Origin of the sequence: Pseudomonas veronii (assembly GCF_001439695.1) — a bacterium.
Taxonomy (GTDB): Bacteria; Pseudomonadota; Gammaproteobacteria; order Pseudomonadales; family Pseudomonadaceae; genus Aquipseudomonas; species Aquipseudomonas veronii.
The window spans coordinates 36,031-54,277 of the sequence record NZ_JYLL01000032.1 but is presented as its reverse complement, the minus strand read 5'-3'; the positions used below and the strand labels follow the sequence as shown (position 1 = coordinate 54,277).

At 56.8% G+C, this 18,247-nt stretch carries 15 protein-coding genes, 1 tRNA gene and 1 pseudogene; 7 read left to right on the top strand and 10 right to left on the bottom strand.

The features are described 5' to 3' along the window. Positions 1 to 375: 375 nt before the first annotated feature. The 5 genes from TU80_RS26335 to TU80_RS26315 all read right to left on the bottom strand — a co-directional run bounded on the left by TU80_RS26335 (position 376) and on the right by TU80_RS26315 (position 6,383). A complete protein-coding gene (locus tag TU80_RS26335) occupies positions 376 to 2,160 on the bottom strand; it encodes a UvrD-helicase domain-containing protein (protein ID WP_032902225.1) in 1,785 nt (594 codons plus the stop codon). Further along, a complete protein-coding gene (locus tag TU80_RS26330) occupies positions 2,160 to 4,298 on the bottom strand; it encodes an ATP-dependent nuclease (RefSeq protein WP_032902226.1) in 2,139 nt (712 codons plus the stop codon). The genes TU80_RS26335 and TU80_RS26330 overlap by 1 nt, the downstream gene beginning before the upstream one ends. 838 nt (positions 4,299 to 5,136) lie before the next feature. Continuing rightward, positions 5,137 to 5,730: a hypothetical protein gene (locus tag TU80_RS26325; RefSeq protein WP_198717101.1), complete on the bottom strand. Its 594-nt coding sequence runs from the start codon at positions 5,728 to 5,730 to the stop codon at positions 5,137 to 5,139. A 55-nt stretch (positions 5,731 to 5,785) separates the two neighbouring features. Next, positions 5,786 to 6,010, bottom strand: a complete 225-nt coding sequence (locus TU80_RS26320) for a hypothetical protein (RefSeq protein WP_032902227.1) — start codon at positions 6,008 to 6,010, stop codon at positions 5,786 to 5,788. 43 nt (positions 6,011 to 6,053) lie between these two features. Next, complete coding sequence (locus TU80_RS26315) at positions 6,054 to 6,383, bottom strand: hypothetical protein (RefSeq protein ID WP_032902228.1); 330 nt, start codon at positions 6,381 to 6,383, stop codon at positions 6,054 to 6,056. A 1,240-nt stretch (positions 6,384 to 7,623) separates the two neighbouring features. Here TU80_RS26315 and TU80_RS26310 point away from each other — a divergent pair. The 4 genes and pseudogenes from TU80_RS26310 to TU80_RS33565 form a co-directional block, all read left to right on the top strand. After that, positions 7,624 to 9,030 (top strand): YfjI family protein, encoded by a 1,407-nt coding sequence (locus tag TU80_RS26310; protein ID WP_032902229.1) that lies wholly within the window; start codon positions 7,624 to 7,626, stop codon positions 9,028 to 9,030. Then, positions 9,017 to 9,370 carry a hypothetical protein gene (locus TU80_RS26305; protein ID WP_033896927.1) on the top strand — a complete coding sequence of 118 codons (354 nt, stop codon included), beginning with the start codon at positions 9,017 to 9,019 and terminating at the stop codon, positions 9,368 to 9,370. The genes TU80_RS26310 and TU80_RS26305 overlap by 14 nt, the downstream gene beginning before the upstream one ends. After that, the gene (locus TU80_RS26300; protein ID WP_033896929.1) at positions 9,354 to 10,334 is read left to right on the top strand and encodes an integrase domain-containing protein; all 981 of its coding nucleotides are present in this window, start codon (positions 9,354 to 9,356) and stop codon (positions 10,332 to 10,334) included. The genes TU80_RS26305 and TU80_RS26300 overlap by 17 nt, the downstream gene beginning before the upstream one ends. Beyond that, positions 10,331 to 10,576, top strand: a pseudogene (locus TU80_RS33565) (hypothetical protein); the annotation flags it as partial. The gene TU80_RS26300 and the pseudogene TU80_RS33565, both read left to right, overlap by 4 nt. 136 nt (positions 10,577 to 10,712) lie before the next feature. Here TU80_RS33565 and TU80_RS26295 read toward each other — a convergent pair. The 3 genes from TU80_RS26295 to TU80_RS26285 all read right to left on the bottom strand — a co-directional run bounded on the left by TU80_RS26295 (position 10,713) and on the right by TU80_RS26285 (position 12,605). Then, positions 10,713 to 11,951 carry a tyrosine-type recombinase/integrase gene (locus tag TU80_RS26295; protein WP_032903968.1) on the bottom strand — a complete coding sequence of 413 codons (1,239 nt, stop codon included), beginning with the start codon at positions 11,949 to 11,951 and terminating at the stop codon, positions 10,713 to 10,715. A gap of 165 nt (positions 11,952 to 12,116) precedes the next feature. Beyond that, a tRNA-Met gene (locus TU80_RS26290) sits at positions 12,117 to 12,193 on the bottom strand. Between the two features lie 172 nt (positions 12,194 to 12,365). Beyond that, positions 12,366 to 12,605 (bottom strand): hypothetical protein, encoded by a 240-nt coding sequence (locus TU80_RS26285; protein ID WP_057005750.1) that lies wholly within the window; start codon positions 12,603 to 12,605, stop codon positions 12,366 to 12,368. A gap of 410 nt (positions 12,606 to 13,015) precedes the next feature. Between TU80_RS26285 and TU80_RS26280 the strand changes: the two genes are divergently transcribed. Next, the gene (locus tag TU80_RS26280) at positions 13,016 to 14,212 is read left to right on the top strand and encodes an MFS transporter (protein WP_046384781.1); all 1,197 of its coding nucleotides are present in this window, start codon (positions 13,016 to 13,018) and stop codon (positions 14,210 to 14,212) included. A 50-nt stretch (positions 14,213 to 14,262) separates the two neighbouring features. Here the strand turns inward: TU80_RS26280 and TU80_RS26275 are convergent, their stop codons facing one another. Then, entirely contained in the window at positions 14,263 to 14,814 is a 552-nt protein-coding gene (locus TU80_RS26275; RefSeq protein WP_026139726.1) for an RNA polymerase sigma factor, read from the bottom strand. Beyond that, a complete protein-coding gene (locus TU80_RS33560) occupies positions 14,790 to 15,299 on the bottom strand; it encodes a hypothetical protein (RefSeq protein WP_234427156.1) in 510 nt (169 codons plus the stop codon). Before TU80_RS33560 ends, TU80_RS26275 begins: the two co-directional genes overlap by 25 nt. Here TU80_RS33560 and TU80_RS26270 point away from each other — a divergent pair. Both TU80_RS26270 and sctV read left to right on the top strand, forming a co-directional pair. Beyond that, positions 15,273 to 16,136 (top strand): TyeA family type III secretion system gatekeeper subunit, encoded by an 864-nt coding sequence (locus TU80_RS26270; RefSeq protein WP_231589991.1) that lies wholly within the window; start codon positions 15,273 to 15,275, stop codon positions 16,134 to 16,136. The genes TU80_RS33560 and TU80_RS26270 overlap by 27 nt on opposite strands. Then, entirely contained in the window at positions 16,133 to 18,226 is a 2,094-nt protein-coding gene (sctV, locus tag TU80_RS26265; protein WP_017844429.1) for a type III secretion system export apparatus subunit SctV, read from the top strand. The genes TU80_RS26270 and sctV overlap by 4 nt, the downstream gene beginning before the upstream one ends. Positions 18,227 to 18,247 lie beyond the last annotated feature (21 nt).

The window sequence follows — 18,247 nt, the reverse complement described above, 5'->3', positions numbered from 1 at the left end:
TGCACGAATGGCTGTTTCGGCTCATTCTACACGGGGATGGCCTAATAATGGCTCGCCGCGTAGGGAAAGAAGTCCCTGCAATGTCGCCCCCTCCCGAGCCCCTCCCCCCGCCCGATGCATATCAACGCTGAAAGCGATTGAATTACTACGCTGCCGGCCTTCATGCTTTGCGCTGTAAAGGCGTCTGCGTTGGTTTAGAACTGAATGACCCGTTGATTCAGAAACGAGGAAGGAACCTACCCGAGGCAGGAGCCGTATGCGGTAGTTCCGCATGTACGGATCTGTGCGGGGGGCGGCAGGTAACTGCCGTCCCTACCGCGACCAACAATGTGCACGGACGAGGCGTACTTCAGATGGCAAAAATCAGGCGGGATGCTACTCGGCTGCGTCGTAGTCAAAGGCACATGCGAATAGGGCCTCTGTAGCCGCATAGTTCCCATAGCGACCTTGGGGACGTCCGCTCTCAGAAATCAGGTGTAGATGTTTGCGGGCACGGGAACCTACGACGTAGAGCAGTTTGTTAGCGGAATCCAAGCTTGCTGCCTCAGTGAAATGAGGCACCATCCCCTCAAGAAGGCCGAACGCGATGACCACATCGTACTCGGCACCTTTTACACCGTGGATCGTCGAAACGGTGATACCTGTCCGCTCGCGAAATACCTTCCTGAAGAAAGAGATGTCGTTGATGTACGGGGCTCCGTCCTTTTGGAGCCTGTCGATCCGAGATTGTGAGCTGCGAAAGAACGCATCGCGATGCTCCACCAATGCGGGGAAACTATTCAAGGCTACACCGAGTCGTTCAAGCAGTGCGGTGAAGGCTTGGTCAAGGTAGGCAATCCCATCCATCTCGGAGATTGAAATTGCGTTGCATTCCCTCAACAGGAGCCGCTGCGTCAGACGCGATGTATCAACGCCAAGATCAACCAAGTCGCTGATCACATCTCTTGCCCATCGCATGCGGCGAACAAGCATCTTCGGCGATGACTCAGTCAGGATGATTTTCGAAACTTTGAACCAGAAATTGTCTATATCGTTGCTAAAGGGGACTAAACCAGGGCCGTCAAACTGTTGATCCGGAAGCATCCGTACTAATTGACGCGTCGTCGATGCCAATAAAATCCACCATGGGGCTAGCACGCAGATCTCCTCAGGTGGATACCCTGCAGCGAGGCTTGCCTGGATCAGTCGTACTAGCTCGTCATGCAAATCGGGGAGTGTTACGTGCTGGTTGTACGAAACCTTGCTCGGAAACGACGCATTCGATCCTGCGCTCTCGATTGATGTCGGATAAACGTTGAAATTCAAGAAATGGGAAATGATCCTCTTGCTCGAACGGTAATTTCGGGTAAGTGCCATTTCTCTTATCGGGATGCCAGCTTTAGCACGAAAATCAGCCACCGGAATTGCGTAGCCACCGAGCGAGCCGTAGATAGCTTGGTTCGGATCGCCGACGATGAAGGTCTTCGTTCGCCCTGCTCCGGCACGCAAAATAGCAGTAAGAAGACCATACTGAATTTGCTTCGTGTCCTGATACTCGTCTACCAGAACATATGAGAAGACCGAAGCGAGAATCGATGCAATTTGCTTTTGATCGCGCATTAGTATCTGCGCATACCAAAGGATCAGCTCGAAATCGATCTGACGCGCGTCCGTGAGTTCGCGAAAATACTCGCCAAGAATTTTATGGAGTGTCTCATGCTTCCAAACATCTTTGCAGCCTAGGTGATAGCCCGTTTCGCTGAAGTAGTAATCGCAATCCCAGTGGGTGATCTTTGCGTAGGGCGCGCATAGCCGATCAAGCATGAGTTCGCGGTCGTGCTTGTCTAAAACTCGATAGCCGCGGGAAAGTTCTGGAAGGTAGATGCCATATGGCTTAATGATCCACTCGAGGCAAAATGAGTGAATGGTCCCGATCCACAGCTTTGACGTGTCAACGCCGAGATCTTCTATGCGCTCCTGGATTTCATCTGCAGCGCGGTGCGTATAAGTAATCGCCACGACAATCCGCTTGTCCATGCTCCGCGAAAGCTCATAAGCGATCTTATAGGTCAAAGTCCGAGTTTTTCCGCTACCAGGACATGCGATGAGGAATACGCTCGAAGGTTCTTCCACTGCGGCTGACTGCTCCGCGTTCAATTCACGGGGATCCCAGGCAAACATTAGGCAATGCCCGCCATGAACGAATTAATGGCATCGCCTGGTAACGCAAGGGCGACCGCAGCTTTTAGGAACATCAGATCGATTTCGCCGCGTTGGAAGCGCTCAACCTGCCCCCCGAGGAGTGCTAGTCGTGGTTGCCCTGAGGGATCGGCATGGATTTGGCGGGCAACTCGATAGTGTAGGATTCTGGTGAGCAGCAGAGGGGATATGTGCCCATGTGCGAAGTGAATGGCCTGCAGGATGTAGGGAGGGATCGCTACCTGATGGTCCAGTTCTTCGGCGAGCATGATTGCAAACCAGCCTTTCCCTTCATGCTCAGCCATCAACAGTGCACGAAAACCTACCAGATGAGGCTGACCTGATCGAAGGGCCTCCACCGCTTCATTGATAGTGTGCGGCGCTTTATAGATCTTACTCACTGCTCGAACAAACGCTTCCTCGTTGCCCGCTGACACGAGGTCAACTTCAAAGGTGTGTGGTGCATAGTAGACCGAGATCCAAGGGTTTCCAGCGACAAAGGCATCGAGGCCAACCTTGCGTTCGGCGCCAGCTTTTTGGGAACCTATCGCCTTGCGCTTCTTGCTTGCCAGAAATTCAAGGTCAGTTGGCTGCGGCGTCACATCAAAGAAGGTGGTATCAAGGTCAGTGACTATCGCACAGCGCTTGCGGATTCGGAGGTCGTGAAAAAGGACCGCGACGTTTTTGAACCCCGTGCTGCGTATGTTGATGACGCTAATACCCAACTCATCAACGCTCAGCCCTAGCAGCTTCTTCACCAAGACTGGGATCAGTATCTCCTCCGCATCGCCTTCAACGAGCAGCACGCTTTTAGCGAACAGCAAATTGCTACGAACGGCATCCAGATATCTCTGGATGCTTCTCACCTCTGATGGCTCGAGCCCCGTAGCGGGTTGATAAGCCTCGCAATATGAGCCTTGCCGTCCCAGAATGTTGACGTTACTCACATTGCTCACTTCGGAGATGTGGGCCGAATGCGTCGTGTAGATGATCTGGGCATCGCTGTAGGAAATACGGTCGAACAGAGTTTTCTGGATGTGGGTGTGGATGTGCGCTTCGGGCTCCTCTATTAGCAGAAAATTGGCAATGGCAAGCTTCTCGCGCTGATACTTGAACTCAAGGAGTTTCAGCGTCAGGTAGATAAGGTTCGCTCCGCCCAAGCTCAGCTCATGGATACCACCCTCATACCCGTCATCGGTCTCGCCGACGAAGAGGCGCAGCGACTGAAATAATTTTTCTGCTTCGTCTGGTAGGTCAGATTTGATCGAAAGCGAAGCAGGCGAATAGGTTTCTCCGGCCGCATCCTTGATGGTTTCCCGAATGTGGTTACGAACCGACTGCACGTCTTCGAGGCCTTCGATAGAGGCATTCAGGTTCCTGACCATCTCGGTTATGGGAAGCATCGACACTGGATCGATCTCGCCGCTCTTGCTTTTAAGAAGCGTAAACAACGGGTTCGTTCGGTTGTTGTGAAACTCGGCCACGACATCCCGAAGGGCCTGGATGAAGGTCAGTGACACTTCTTTCGTAACCGAGAGAAATCCGGGGACTTTAGCCCCTATCTCAGGAAATTCAGTCTCGGCACTGAAAATACACGTATCGAAATCGCCCACGATCGATTGGTAGACGGAGGGGTCACTGAAATCGGCACCGCTTCTTCCTGTGAACACAGTTTCGTAGTCGTCAATCGTGATGGCATTACGTATTCTCGTAAGCTCTTCATCATCAAAAACATCGAGAGCAGCCAGCTTGAGCCGGATCTCCTTTTTCGGACGGAAGATGAGGTTATAGGTGGCCTTCGCCAGCGGTCCGCCTTCGAGCGCAGCCGTGCCATGAAGGAATAGCGCCTGCACGGCTTCGTCAGCGCTGATCTCTTCGAACTCAACACTGATGATGATCCAGTGGCCTCGCCATTCGCCGAGCGATCGGCAGAAGTCCGATTCCTCCAGTCGATAGGCGGCACGCACCATGGTGTCATCCAGTAGTAGACGGATTGCGCGTAGGATATTGGACTTACCTGCGCCATTCTCGCCGATGATGGTGTTGACGCCCCGCTGAAACTTCAGCGTTGTATTGCTGAAGTTTCGGTAGTTGACCAAAGTCATTTTGGAAATGTGCATAATTCTCCAGAGCGCCAACACTCATAAACAGCCTTGTTCGTTTGTGAGCGATGGTAGCGTGAGGGGGAATGATTTTCCCACAGAAACCGCTTGCAGGCGCCAGCAGTAGGCGCAGCGATTGCGCTGCTTCGCAATAGCTTTATCACATGATTGCAAGTGTTGGGGCGCAGGCCAAAACGTGCTCCAGCTGACGTCATCGTATTCGTCAGGGTTGACGGACATGAAGATTTCCACCGACTCGCCTAGCCCTTGCAAGTGTTTTTCTATTTCCTAAAGAAATTTGCTCGTCCCACAGGAGAAGCTTAATTAGGGCCTCCTGGATAACATTGGGCGGCCATAAAGCCAGGACGCTGACTACTGCAACTCGCATCTTTATATACGCACTGATGTCATCTGCCGAACACTCAACGCTCTGTTCAGTTCCATGGTCATTCTGGCTAGACACCATATAGGTTCTTTGATTCGGTGATGGAACTTGCGAAAAGAAAACTGATGATGCTCGAAAAGCCAGACAGGCCAGGCTAATCTTGAGTTCCTCCAGATTGCGGATCAAGAATGTCGAGTAGCATATTGTCGTGCGATGCGCGTGTTGCCCTGTAGAACATGCACCGAGCTAGAAGGATCCTTTTCATGCTTCGGGCGGAGGCAAGGTGCCTGGGCTCCACAGAGATTGTCGCGGTACTGCCACTCCTGATATCGGTCACCTTTAGGTGGTAGCGCCCAATCAAGCCGTCCTCACGCATGGTGTGGCCTAGGCATTTGAAAGTGAGAGAGGTTTCTGACAAGTTGGTCTCCGATAGCCTAGGCATGGCTAGGGTAGTAGCGGGTACACAGGGCCTTAGTTGATCGAAAAATCTTCAGGGTTACAGCTGTTGTCTACCTGACATTTATTGGCCGGTACCCAAGGACCCTTTGGCTCTACTGCGTCAAGGCGATGTATTGTCAGAACGCCGGCGTAATAACTGCCGGGTACTCCCGGGAAGCCAGCTTTCTCACCGTCTTTGAAGTGGCCTTCATAAATTGGAACGATCTGGCCGTTTTGTGGAGCAAGGCTTACCGAAACACGCCCCGAGGGACTGCAATGAATGATCATTACGGCGTTCGTGCGATGAGCGTTTGCTGACTCGTCAAATACGCGAACGATGTCATGTCCACCAGACTTGCGACAGCTTCTTCCTGGGATGGACGCTGAGACGCCTTCAGCGCTGGTTTCACTGCCCAGGGTCGAAGGCATGTAGAAGTCCAAACTTAGTCCGATCAACGCGTGTTCTGGAAGGGGCGAGAGTCGATCCTCAAAGCTGTTTCGTACGCTGATCAACGCGGGCTCGAGGTTTTTCTTGATTATGTCGGTAGTGGCTTCAAGGCAGGCGCCACCAACTGAGGCGATTACGGCTATGAGGCTTTTCGAAAGACTTTTCTTGAGCACGGGCATTGCTCGCATCCTTGCGTATGTGTGAAAAAGCTCGGTGGGTCAGCCTTAGTACATATCACTCGTGGACGGGGCAATTCGTCGAGTCAACAGTGAGCTTGTTGGTCGCTGAGTTGAACTGAAAGGTACGCCCCTCAACGTAAAGGCCGTTCTTGATAGCATCAATTTCTTCTGCCTGACGCGGCTTCAAGGTGAGGGTCGTAACCTCCCCTTGGTAACCAATCTCTAGGCGAATGTTGTCCAGAAGTAGATTGAGTTCGTCGGCAGTCATGGTTTCGCTCATCGTAATAATTCCTTATGAAAAGGCTGGCGTACTGGGCTCTTAGCTACCTATGAATGGGCATGTTACGGAAGTATTCGCCGATAGCGCTGACAGATCCGGGCTTCAGACCTACATCATCAGTCCAAAAAGATGCCTTCAATGGGATGTCCACATCAAATAGGCAGACGAATTGTTCCTCATCCAAGTCGTAGATGACCTGCTCAACAGATGGAGCAAGCTCCGAGCCAGTCATCGTTTTCCACAACGTGCAACTGGTTCCTTGCTCAAAACGAAGGCCTGGGAACGGTGCGAAGGGAAGGGTGAGTTGATGGCTGTAATAGCCGAACACATCACCTTTCTGGATGGCTCTGACGGCAAGCAAAACCTTGTGCATTGACTCTCCTGTTGAAGTGCATCGTCGAAAAAAACTACGGTACCGAGCTTAACTGAATTGAAGAAAAATAGTCGATTGGCTGGCAGCCTCATTCGGATGTATATCTTATTGATACTGCATGCTTGCAGCAGCCGCTGGTCATGGGGCGTGAAGCCGCCACTTCCCAATCAACTAGCTTGATGCTTGAGGCTGTATTTGACGTTTGAGATTTTGCTTTTCCCGCCAAACCCTCCGATCCAGCGATCTTTGATCGCGCCGGTTGGAGGGTTCAGCCGTTTTTTTCGAGCCACTTCGTTCCACAATCTCATTTTGAATTTCAATAAGCATCAAGCCTTCGTTACCCATCAGTAATCACTTTTCGAGTGCCGCCACATTGTAAGAACGGATCTTGCCGTGGTCATGGCTAGAGCAGTGGCGACACCGGCGACACCGGCGACAACCCACGTCGGACATGCCCTGCAGCGTGGCGACAAAAGTGGCGACAGTCGCCACTTTTTGCACGCTTTGGCCGTGACGCTTGACCGTCTTTTCGAGTGGGTATAAAAATTGGCGCATGGATCGCTGTCGTTGACAGCACCTGCCCAGGTAGCCAGAACCTTCAAGGCTACGCCACTTGCGTGATGGTTCTTCCCCAAGTGCGATTAGCGTCCGGCGGTTCGCACGGTCACTCCCCAAGAGTGATGGATGCCTACTCGACTGATCTGTCCACTGCGGCAGACGATGGACCTACCTCGCTGCGCTGCAGCAACCTCACCTCTCTGCACACCTCGCTGCGCCAGACTGCGCCCGTCTCTTTCTCCTGGAAAGAGACGGGCGCTCGTACCACTGCTGCAAGCCACGTCGTACAAGGCATTGCCGCAACTCTCCTCGTGACAATCGGCCTGACAAATCCGATTCGTCGCCATCCACAACGACACAGCCACTGGTGCCGCAACCTATGGAAAGGCTGCACCTGACTGACAGTCAGGCATGCGCCAGATGTCGATGTTGTTGCCTTCTCTCACCCAGGATCTCTAGGTGCCGAACTCGTCAGTCGGCACAGCCTCCACCCGCCCGCATCTTCGGATGCGTCTAAGGAGGCCAGATTCATGGGTTTATGCCCTCGCTCCCGGTCGTAAGGAGCCGTGCGTTCCGCGTCAGTGAACACCTCACAGGCCGCAGGGGCCTTGATCCCTGATAACACTCAACATCCGTGGCGGGACTACGTGAGGGCAACCAGCAATGAACGAGGAGAGGGCCCATGCAGCAGTTAGATCCGAAGCTTGAACAACCACGACGACCTCGACCGCTGATTGAGTCGAATCCCGTCGCCCAGGCTTATCCGGTGCAGGCACTGGGTGGAATTCTTGGGCCTGCGGTAGAGCGCATGGCCGAGGTCATCGGCGTGCCCCAAGCACTGGCCGCACAATCGATGTTGGCTGCCTCGGCTCTGGCCACTCAAGGTCATGCGGGCTTACAGCTCGACGGGCGCAGTTATCCGCTGTCGCTGTACCTGATCACGGTGGCCGCGTCAGGGGATCGTAAAACGGCGGCAGATCGATGTGCATTGCTGCCAGCACGGCAATGGGAGCGTGAGCAGTGGCAGCGCTATCGCGAACAACTTACCCGGTACCGTGCCGCACAGCGACAGGCGCAGCGTATCAAGCCTGCCGATCCTGAGTCCGCGAACGGAATGTCACTCGAAGCGGAGCCCTCAGCCCCTCGGCTGATCACCACGGACCCGACTATCGAGGCCCTAGTGAAGGGGCTTTGTCATGACCTGCCTAGCATGGGGCTGTTCTGTGATGAGGGTGGACAATTCCTCGGTAGCAGCACCATGAGTCGGGATAACCGCTTGAAAGCGGTAACAACCTTGTCGTCACTCTGGGATGGCAGTCCGATAGATCGCGCGCGCTCCATGGCAGGTGAAAGCCTGCGAGCCTATGACCGACGCGTGAGCCTGCACCTGATGTTGCAACCGTACTTGGCCATACAGTTACTAAGTGATCCGTTGCTCCAGGGGCAAGGCATCCTCGGACGCTGCCTGATGACCTGGCCCACCAGCCTGGCTGGACAACGTAGCTATCAGGCTGTCGACTTGTCGAAAGACGCCGTCCTAAAGCGATATCACCACCGCCTTTCGGCCCTGTTTCATAAGCCTTGGTCACTTTCCGCTGACGGTGCTCTGCAGCTGTCACCGCTGACCCTCAGTCCGTTGGCCCGCCGTCGCTGGATTGATTTGCATGATGCTATCGAAGCTCAGCTGGGGGAGTTTGGCGAGCTGGCCAGCGTACGGCCCAGCGGATCAAAGGCCGCCGATAACCTGCTGCGCGTCGCCGGCATTCTTGCAGTTGTGGAGGAGAGCAGCGCCGTGGAGGTCGACCATATCCAGCGTGCCTCCGCTTTAGTCGGCTACTACCTCACCGAGATCCAGCGCCTGACTGAGCAGGAGCCAGTGTGTCGAGTAAAAGAGGAGGCAGACCGGCTGCTGCGATGGCTACAGGTCAAAGATTGGAAGCGTTTCAGTATTCGTGAATTGAATCGCAACGGTCCCCGCTTTGCCCGCAAGAGCAGTCGTCATGCCGCCAAGCTGCTGGTCGAGTTGATTGATCATCAGTGGCTCATCACCGACGGCCACACCTTCGAGGTGCGCCATGTTCAATCTTGATGAAGCGCTGCGCAACCATCTGGCTCAGCGCGAAAAGGAGCCGAAAGCGCAATTTGTCGCCGCTACTGTCGCCACTTTGTCGCCACGCTCAAAGCCAAGCAGGGCAAGGGATGTCGCCGCTGTCGCCGGTGTCGCCACCACCCGTAAAACTATCACCTCGACGACAGCCATCATTCAGTTGTTGAAAGAGCAGGGCGTGCATCTCTACGTCACTGACAACACGCTGTGTTTTCGCCCGACTGATTGGGCTCAGTTCGCGATTGTAAGTGCGCACTGGCGAGCCCTTTTGCATGATCTCGCGGCAGTCGATCAGGAACAGAAAAATGGCTCGGGTCGGTAAGCGAGCGGGGCGCAATTTCGGCTTCGGTCGCCAGCTTAGCTATGCTGGACCGCAAGCACTGAAAGACCTGTTTGGCGACGGCCATTTTGCTACCGTCAAAGCCCATAGTGATCGCTGGCAGGCGTTCGTGCATTGGTGTCGATCCGATGAAGGGCCGAGGGTCAACGACGCGCGCCAGATAGACCGCGAGATCCTCATGCGGTACGCCGTCCACGTGCGGGAGCAGGTTGATCAGGGCAACGTCGGCATTGCCACCGCGCAGAACCGACTGTCCAGCGTGAACCGAACGATGGCCGCGCTGCGCGGTGATCAGTACGTCAAAATCCCGAGTCCGAGTAAGGCGCTTGGCTTGCAGCGCTCAAGCGTGCGTAGTGAGGCTCCGCAAGGCCAAGACCGTGCGCAGGTCGAGTTGATCGCGCGGACTCTGTCAGATCGTCAGCAATCGAGGGTGAGTGCCATTGTGCTCCTCGCCCGTGAGACTGGTATGCGCCTGCGCGAAGCGATCCTGGCCGATCTGCCCCGACTGCAACGTGAGGGTCGGCAACTGGGCAAGATCAACATCCAGGATGGCACCAAAGGCGGTCGATCAGGCGCATCGGCACCGCGCTGGATTACGGTAACGGATCAAGTTCGCGATGCCCTGGATTGGGCCAGCGCGAACTCACCCAATGGCAGCCGGAATTTGTTGGCGCCCGACGAAAGCTACAAAGACTTTATGCAGGTAGTTGTGCGACCGGCACGGGACATTCTGCATGAGCATGGATTGAAAGGTTTTCATGAGCTGCGGGCGGCTTACGCCTGTGAGCGCTATGAGCAACTGACCGGCTTCTCCGCGCCCATCAATGGCGGTCGTTGTCATCGAGAGGATCGAGCACTCGATCAGTGTGCACGCCAGCAGATCAGCCACGAGTTGGGGCATAACCGCATCGACGTTGTGAGTGCCTACATCGGAGGTCATCGATGAAGTCCGAGTTCGATATGGAGTTGTTTTTGAGCCCTCTGCTTAAAGGTGCGCATGCCACGCGGCAGCGGCACATCAGGCAAGCAGAAAGGATGCACGAGGCGATTCGTGAGCGTTGGGGTTGCGCGACGCCCTGGTCCTGGAGAGAAAAGCACGTGAGATGGTTTCTGAAGCACTACCTGCGATGCTCAGCTCCAGCTACCGTCTACTATTACGAGTTAACAACAGCGCTAATTCGTAGGCGGTGTGAAAGTATTAAAGCTGACAGTCAGCTCAATTTGGATAAATGCTCACCAAGCTGTGGCATCCCGCAACCTAAATGGTCGACTTCAAGCTAAGCCTATCAGGACGCTCTGCGGACTCTCTTCACTGGGCAAGAAGCTAAGAGGCCGTAGTTTTATACGGCTCTGATATTTCCTGTTCAAGCCCGTCAAGATAATCGGCGTACCACTGCATCATTGTCGTACGTTGCTCCAGGTACTGAGCCTTGTTATAGATCCCTCGGACACCTGACGGCTTGTGACTGAGCTGGGCTTCAATGTGGTCCGCTGGAAAACCGTGCTCGTTGAGTACGGTGCTTGCAATATGACGGAAGCCATGTCCGGTCTGTCGTCCTTCGTAACCAAGGCGCCTTAGCGCCATCAGAAAAACGGTATCGCTGCGAGGCTTGGTTCGATCACTTCGACCAGGGAACAGCAATGGGTACGCTCCCGTGATTTTCCTTAGTTCAGTAAGAGCGCTTAGTGCCTGCTTGCAGAGTGGTACAAGGTGTTCACGCCCTTTTTTACGGCCTTTGCGTTCAACGGGGATGGTCCAAAGCCGTTTGTCAAAGTCGAACTCAGCCCAGTATGCCTCTCGAAGCTCGCTGGGGCGGACAGCCATGAGAGTAAGCAGTTGGAGGCCAAGCTGGATATCCCTGGCGTGTGGGTATGATCGTATTGCTCTGAGCAGTGCGGGAAGTTCTTCCAGGGAGACATGGGCGTAGTTCTCGGCCTTTCCCGATGACAGAAATTTATGAACCCCCTCTAAGGGGTTGTTCATCGCCCTGCCGGTTACGCGAGCCAGGTCGTAGATGTCTTTGCAGTAAGCCCTCACGCGACTCATCTGCTCGAGGATTCCCTGACGTTCGAGCCCTCTCAAAAGCTCCATCCATTCCATCGACATGATGGAGACATAAGGACGTTTTCCGACAAGAGGGAACACGTGGCGTTCCAAGGCTCCAAGGACTCTTTTTGCTGTGCCGACATCCCAGCCAGCCAAGCGAGACGTATGCCATTCACGAGCCAAGACTTCAAAGGTTTCGTTTGTTGCTGCTATCTCCGCAGCTTTTCTAGCTTTCTTGGAGGCTATCGGATTTTTGCCTTCTGCTGCATCCGATCTCAATTCAGCAGCTTTTTGCCGAGCAAGGGCGCCGCTGACTTCTGGGTAACCGCCAAGCCCGAGCCACGACCATTTGCCGTCGGGCTTCTTATAGCGCAACTCCCACGACTTCTGCCCGTTAGGCTTTACTCTGAAATACAGCCCCGAGCTGTCTAGCTCACGGTAGGCCCCCGCTTCGGGAGCGAGATTGACTAGTGCGGTATCGGAGAGAGGACGGCGTTTAATATCGCTGCGTTTCACTCGTGTATGCCTCCAGTTCAATTTTTATTGAAGCATACATGGAGGCATACAAGATGTGAAGGATGTAGGTGGACCAGCTTGGACGTCCAGATACAAGAAAGCCCGCACGAGGCGGGCTTCTTGAGGTAATTTATAGACATCCTTGGATCTCTATAAATCGGTACTTGGTGGCTACACAGGGACTTGAACCCCGGACCCCAGCATTATGAATGCTATGCTCTAACCAACTGAGCTATGTAGCCAAGTGGCGCGCATTATTCGCGGAGAACGACAAAGCGTCAAGCGTTTTTATTGAATTTTTATCTACGCTTTCAATTGTTTAACGAAAAGCCCTGGTTGGGCCGACGGGTGGCAGGGGGATTTGCAGGTCTTTATGGCACGCCCCGGTCTCCCACATTTGATCGGCGTTGGCTGTCAGGACGTGCGGGGCATGCAGTCGATGGAGCGGTCGATCACGGTCTTGGCCATTTCCAGCAGGTGCCACACGGCGTGGATCTTGGCGCGGTCGTGGGGGGGCAGGTGGTCGCCGCAGTCCAGCACGGTGGCCGAGGCGCTGTGGATCAGGTGGGCGATGTAGAGCTGGGCGTCTTCGAAGCTGAGGTGTTCGTTGACGGCGAGGCAGTCGCTAGGCGGATCGGGGAGTGCTTTGGTCATGGTGTAGCTCCTATTGAACGAGAGAGCGACCCCCCACGCTGCTAAACGAGGGGTGGTAGCTGTACGCGGGTTAGCAGACCGGTCAATAGGAAAACCAGCGCACCCGAAGGCGCCCCACGCACAGCCACCATAAGCGGTGACATGAACCATGCGTCTATTGAAACGGGCTGCTAAACCCGATCACTGATTCCAGTGACGGATCGAAGACTAGCCAGCGGTTTCCACAGGCACAAGGCGCCGGGGATTGTCTAGGAAACATCCTTCAAATTAAAGCGATCCACCCTGCTGGCCTTTTACAAAGCGTGACCGCTACAGTCGTTAGCTCCCTAACGGGATAGCCTTGCCATGGGCAAAAGTGGCACATTGTCGCACCTGCACCTGTGCATTCCCCCGCTGTACGGAACCCTCTTATGGCTCTTAGCAATTCCCCCGCCGCCGGGCAGACCAGCCCGCTGGTCATGCGGATCATCGGCGCGGTGGCGCTGGCGCATTTGATCAATGACTTGATCCAGTCGGTGCTGCCCTCGATCTACCCGATGCTCAAGGCCAGCTATGGCCTGACGTTCACCCAGGTCGGGCTGATTACCCTGACGTTCCAGCTCACCGCGTCGCTGTTGCAGCCGTGGGTGGGTTATTACACCGATCGGCATCCCCAGCCGTTTCTGTTGCCGTGCGGGATGGTCTGCACCCTGGTGGGGATTGTGATGATGTCCCAGGTCGGCAGCTTCCCGCTGATTTTGCTGGCGGCGGCGTTGATCGGGATCGGTTCGTCGACTTTTCACCCCGAGGCGTCCCGCGTGGCGCGGCTGGCGTCGGGTGGGCGCTATGGCCTGGCGCAGTCGACGTTCCAGGTCGGCGGCAACGCGGGCTCGGCGTTCGGCCCGTTGTTGGCGGCGGCGATCATCATTCCGTTCGGCCAGGGCAATGTGGCCTGGTTCGGCCTGTTCGCGGTTTTTGCGTTGGTGCTGCTGTATGCGATCAGCCGCTGGTATCGCACGCACTTGAACCTGTTCAAGCTCAAGGCCGGTCAGGCGGCGACGCATGGCTTGTCGAAACGGCGCGTGATGGCGGCGCTGGTGGTGCTCGGGCTGCTGGTGTTTTCCAAGTATTTCTACATGGCGAGCATCACCAGTTACTTCACGTTTTACCTGATCGAGAAGTTCGACCTGTCGGTGGCCAGCTCGCAGTTGCACCTGTTTCTGTTCCTCGGCGCGGTGGCGGCGGGCACGTTCTTTGGCGGGCCGATTGGCGACCGCATCGGGCGCAAGGCGGTGATCTGGTTTTCGATCCTCGGCGCGGCGCCGTTCACGTTGTTGATGCCCCATGTGGACCTGTTCTGGACCAGCGTGCTCAGCGTGATCATCGGCTTTGTACTGGCCTCGGCGTTCTCGGCGATTGTGGTGTACGCGCAGGAGTTGGTGCCGGGCAATGTGGGGATGATCGCCGGGGTGTTCTTCGGGCTGATGTTCGGGTTTGGCGGGATCGGGGCGGCGCTGCTGGGGCACCTGGCGGACAGTCACGGCATCGAGTACGTGTACCGCTTATGCGCGTTCTTGCCGTTGTTCGGGCTGCTGGCGATCTTGCTGCCGCGCACGAAAAAGGTCTGATACGGTTGGGCAGATATCCCTCTCGCCCAACGGTTGCCAGCTAGGCTGGACTACGGTTGCAACGGGTTGCGGGTGGCGCGCTTGAGGTGTTCGCGGGCCCGGGACAGGCGTGAACGCACGGTGCCGATGGGGATGTCCAGGGCGTCGGCGGTGTCCTGATAGCTGCCGTCGGTTTCCAGCGAGGCGTACAGGGTTTTGCGCATCTCGGTGGGCAGGTCCTTGATGGCGACCAGGGTTTTTTCCAGGCGGCGGTTGACCTCGAACTCCCAATCCAGGTTCTGGCTGTCTTCCTGGCCGTGCCACAGCGCTTCATCGAATTCGCAATGCACCGGTTTGGCGTACATGCGCCGGAAGTGGTTGCGGATCAGGTTCTGCGCAATGCCGCACATCCAGGTGCTAAGGGTTGCCTGGCCGCTGAAACGCTCCCTGCTGCGCCAGGCCTCCAGGTACGTCAACTGCAGAATATCGTCCGCATCTTCCGGGTTGAGTACGCGCTTGTGGATGAAGCGCCGGAGTTTTTTTTGCTGGTCGTCCGTCAGGTGGAGCATGAATTGAGGCGAGTCGCCAACAAAGTGAGCTAAAGCACCAATAGGGATATCCATGATTTTTTCCTCAGGGTGGGCGCGATCGAAATGGTTTCGATGGGAACCCCTTTAGCACCGGCTGTGCCAAACAGAAAAAAATCGCAACTGGTTGATTTATATAAATAAATATTTTTTGTTCTGAGGGTTTTGTGCGGTTTCTTGCAAAAGCCCAGGCGGGTTTGTGCCGGTAATTTCAAAACACCGCAGAGGGGAAATTTGTTGGAACCGTAAAGCCAGCGTTTGCCACATAGGGACACAATCTCTTTGTCCTGGCCTGCCCCATGAAAGTCGAATCGATCAACGATGTGCAACCGCTCCAACGCGTGGACCCACCCCGCGTCAGCCCTGAAAAAACAGCGGCCGTGGCGACGGGTTTCGATGAGGTTGCGCAGGTTTTCAATCAGGAAGTCGCGCTCAACAATCAAGCGTTGAACCGGCGCTCGATGGGCCTGGCGGTGCCTGCCGTCGAGCAGCTCGTGCGGCTCTATGATCAGCTTGGCCATCCGGCCCAGGAGACCATCGCGTCCATGGCGCGCCGGGTGCGTTCGCAACTGGCGCACAACGTCAGCGCGGACAAGTGGCTGGCGCTGACCGGCGGCGACCCGGCGCGGGCGTTCGTGGTGCTCAAGTATGTGGCCGCGCAAGCCGAAGCCCGCGCCGCCGACGTGGCCTTGGCGCAAGAGGCGATCGATCGGTTGCAGGTGCGCTACAGGGGCGAGATCCAGGCCGGCCTGAACATTGCCGCCGTGCTGGAGCAGGCCGCCGGCGACCCGCAAGAGCGTCAGGCCGTGCGTGGGCTGTATTACGCCAGTGTGGTCACGCGCCAATCCCTGACTTCGATGATGCAATCGTTGTTGGGGCTGTTCGGCGGGGACCGCTTCGCAGACGGCCTCAACGTGATGCGCCGGGCCCTGGCCGATGACATCGCCGCCCACTCGCCTTCGGTGCCCACGGCGCAGTTGCGCACGCTGCTGTTGGGGTTGCAAAGCTGCGCTCAGTTGGGCGGGGCGTTAGCCAATTGCCAGGCATTGCTGCAGCGCCTGAGCACCGATCAGGACTCGGTGAGTCTGTTGCAGCGCCTGTTGGGGTATACCGCCACGGGTGTCGATTCGGGCGAGGTATTGCGCCTGGCCGAAGACCTCGGTGGCGAGCTGGCGAGCGGCCAACTGGTGTCCCTCAACGCCCTGTACCCGGTGATCCAGCGCCTGCCGCAGACCTTGTGGCGTGACAACCGGGGGCGCCAGGAGGCGCTGCACAAATTCTTGTTGGTGATGGACGAGTTCGCGCGCGTGGAGCGGGGCAGCCCCCGCATTGCCGGCGAGTCGAGGGGGAACGCATGACGGTGCTGGCGACCATCAACGCTGCGTTGCTCAAGGTGGCGCGGCGTGCCGAAGTCTTGGGCGCGGTGGTGGTCATGGCCATTGTGTTCATCTTCATCGTGCCGTTGCCGACCTGGCTGGTGGATATTCTGATCGCGCTGAATATCTGTATTTCCTGCCTGTTGATCGTGCTGGCGCTGTACCTGCCCGGGCCGTTGGCGTTCTCTTCCTTTCCTTCGATTCTGCTGCTGACCACCATGTTTCGCCTGGCGCTGTCGATTGCCACCACGCGCTTGATCCTGTTGGAGCAGGACGCGGGCGATATCGTGGAAGCGTTCGGCAACTTCGTGGTGGGCGGCAACCTGGCAGTGGGGCTGGTGATTTTCATGATCCTCACGCTCGTCAACTTCCTGGTGATTACCAAGGGCTCGGAGCGGGTGGCCGAAGTGGCGGCGCGCTTCAGCCTCGACGCGATGCCGGGCAAGCAGATGTCCATCGACAGCGATCTGCGCGCCGGCTTGATCGACGGCGGCCAGGCCCGCGACAAGCGTGAACAACTGGGCCGCGAGAGCCAGTTGTTCGGCGCAATGGACGGCGCCATGAAGTTCGTCAAGGGCGATGCGATTGCCGGGCTGGTCATCGTGGTGATCAACCTGTTGGGCGGGTTTTCCACCGGCATGTTCCAGCACGGCATGAGCGCCGGCGATTCGATGGCGCTGTATTCGGTGCTGACCATCGGTGACGGCCTGATTGCGCAGATCCCTGCGCTGCTGATCTCCCTGACCGCCGGCATGATCATCACCCGTGCGGCGCCGGATGGGCGCAAGGGTGCCAATAACATGGGCGCGGAAATTGCCCGGCAGATGACCAGCGAGCCCAAGAGCTGGATGATCGCGTCGGTGGGCATGCTGGCTTTCGCCGCCTTGCCTGGCATGCCGACCGTGGTGTTCATCCTCATTTCGCTGATGACCGGCGCCCTCGGTTATTACCTGATGCGCCAACGCCAACGCGAGGAACAGCCCGAAGCCGAAGCCACCGAGGCGGTGCGCCCCGAGGACAACGGCGACGAGGATTTGCGTGGGTTCGACCCGTCGCGGCCCTACCTGTTGCAGTTCTCCCCGGTTCTGCAAGGCTCGCCAGAGGTCACGGAACTGATCCACGGGATCCGCCAGGCGCGCAACGCGATGGTGGCCCATATCGGTCTGACGCTGCCGCCGTTCGAGGTCGAACTCGATGCCTCGCTGGCCGACGATGAGATGCGTTTTTGCGTTCACGAAGTGCCGATGATCAAGGCGTCGGTGGTCACGCTCGTCGCGGTGGAGCGCAAGGCGCTGGCGTCCGAGCCGGCCCACGCGGTGCCGGGGTTGCCCGAGCGCGACGAGCAGGACTGGCTCTGGCTGCCGCCCGACGATCCGCTGCTGGATGACCCGCAGTTGGAACGCTTCAGCGCCACCAGCCTGATCATCGACCGCATGAAGCAGGCCATGATGCTCAGCGGCCCTCAGTTTCTCGGGATTCAGGAGAGCAAGGCGATCCTCGGCTGGCTTGAGCACAACCAGCCGGAGCTGGTGCAGGAGCTGCAACGGATCATGCCGCTGTCGCGCTTCTCGGCGGTGCTGCAGCGCCTCGCGGGCGAAGGCGTGCCGTTGCGTGCCGTGCGCCTGATCGTCGAGTCGCTGATCGAGTACGGCCAGCATGAACGTGAGCCGGACGCCTTGGCGGACTATGCGCGCATCGCCCTTAAATCGCAGATTTTCCACCAGTACAGCGAGGCGGACGGCCTGCATGCCTGGCTGTTGTCGCCGCAGACCGAAAACGTGCTGCGCGAGGCACTGCGCCAGACCCAGACCGGGGTGTTCTTCGCCCTCGATAACGACAGCAGCGCTTCGCTGATCAACCTGCTTAACCAAGCGTTTGCCGTGCGGCCCAAAAGCAAGCGCGTGATGTTGGTCGCCCAGGATCTGCGCAGCCCCTTGCGGACCTTGCTGCTGGAAGAGTTCAGCCATGTGCCGGTGCTGTCGTTTGCTGAGCTGGGAAGTGCATCGAAGGTCAAGGTGCTGGGGCGCTTTGACCTGGGCCAGGACGAACTGATGCGAGGAGCGGCAGCATGAGTGCAACGTACATACCCACGC

Excerpts from the sequence above, each read along its gene's own strand:
- TU80_RS33560 (WP_234427156.1), bottom strand. The coding sequence starts at position 15,299 with ATGGCCAAGCTGATCATAGAGCCGCACGAGCTGCTCGACGGCAGGCAC.
- TU80_RS26320 (WP_032902227.1), bottom strand. The coding sequence starts at position 6,010 with ATGAGCGAAACCATGACTGCCGACGAACTCAATCTACTTCTGGACAAC.
- TU80_RS26305 (WP_033896927.1), top strand. The coding sequence starts at position 9,017 with ATGTTCAATCTTGATGAAGCGCTGCGCAACCATCTGGCTCAGCGCGAA.
- TU80_RS26285 (WP_057005750.1), bottom strand. The coding sequence starts at position 12,605 with ATGACCAAAGCACTCCCCGATCCGCCTAGCGACTGCCTCGCCGTCAAC.
- sctV (WP_017844429.1), top strand. The coding sequence starts at position 16,133 with ATGACGGTGCTGGCGACCATCAACGCTGCGTTGCTCAAGGTGGCGCGG.
- TU80_RS26275 (WP_026139726.1), bottom strand. The coding sequence starts at position 14,814 with ATGGATATCCCTATTGGTGCTTTAGCTCACTTTGTTGGCGACTCGCCT.
- TU80_RS26315 (WP_032902228.1), bottom strand. The coding sequence starts at position 6,383 with ATGCACAAGGTTTTGCTTGCCGTCAGAGCCATCCAGAAAGGTGATGTG.
- TU80_RS26325 (WP_198717101.1), bottom strand. The coding sequence starts at position 5,730 with ATGCCCGTGCTCAAGAAAAGTCTTTCGAAAAGCCTCATAGCCGTAATC.
- TU80_RS26280 (WP_046384781.1), top strand. The coding sequence starts at position 13,016 with ATGGCTCTTAGCAATTCCCCCGCCGCCGGGCAGACCAGCCCGCTGGTC.
- TU80_RS26330 (WP_032902226.1), bottom strand. The coding sequence starts at position 4,298 with ATGCACATTTCCAAAATGACTTTGGTCAACTACCGAAACTTCAGCAAT.
- TU80_RS26310 (WP_032902229.1), top strand. The coding sequence starts at position 7,624 with ATGCAGCAGTTAGATCCGAAGCTTGAACAACCACGACGACCTCGACCG.
- TU80_RS26300 (WP_033896929.1), top strand. The coding sequence starts at position 9,354 with ATGGCTCGGGTCGGTAAGCGAGCGGGGCGCAATTTCGGCTTCGGTCGC.
- TU80_RS26335 (WP_032902225.1), bottom strand. The coding sequence starts at position 2,160 with ATGTTTGCCTGGGATCCCCGTGAATTGAACGCGGAGCAGTCAGCCGCA.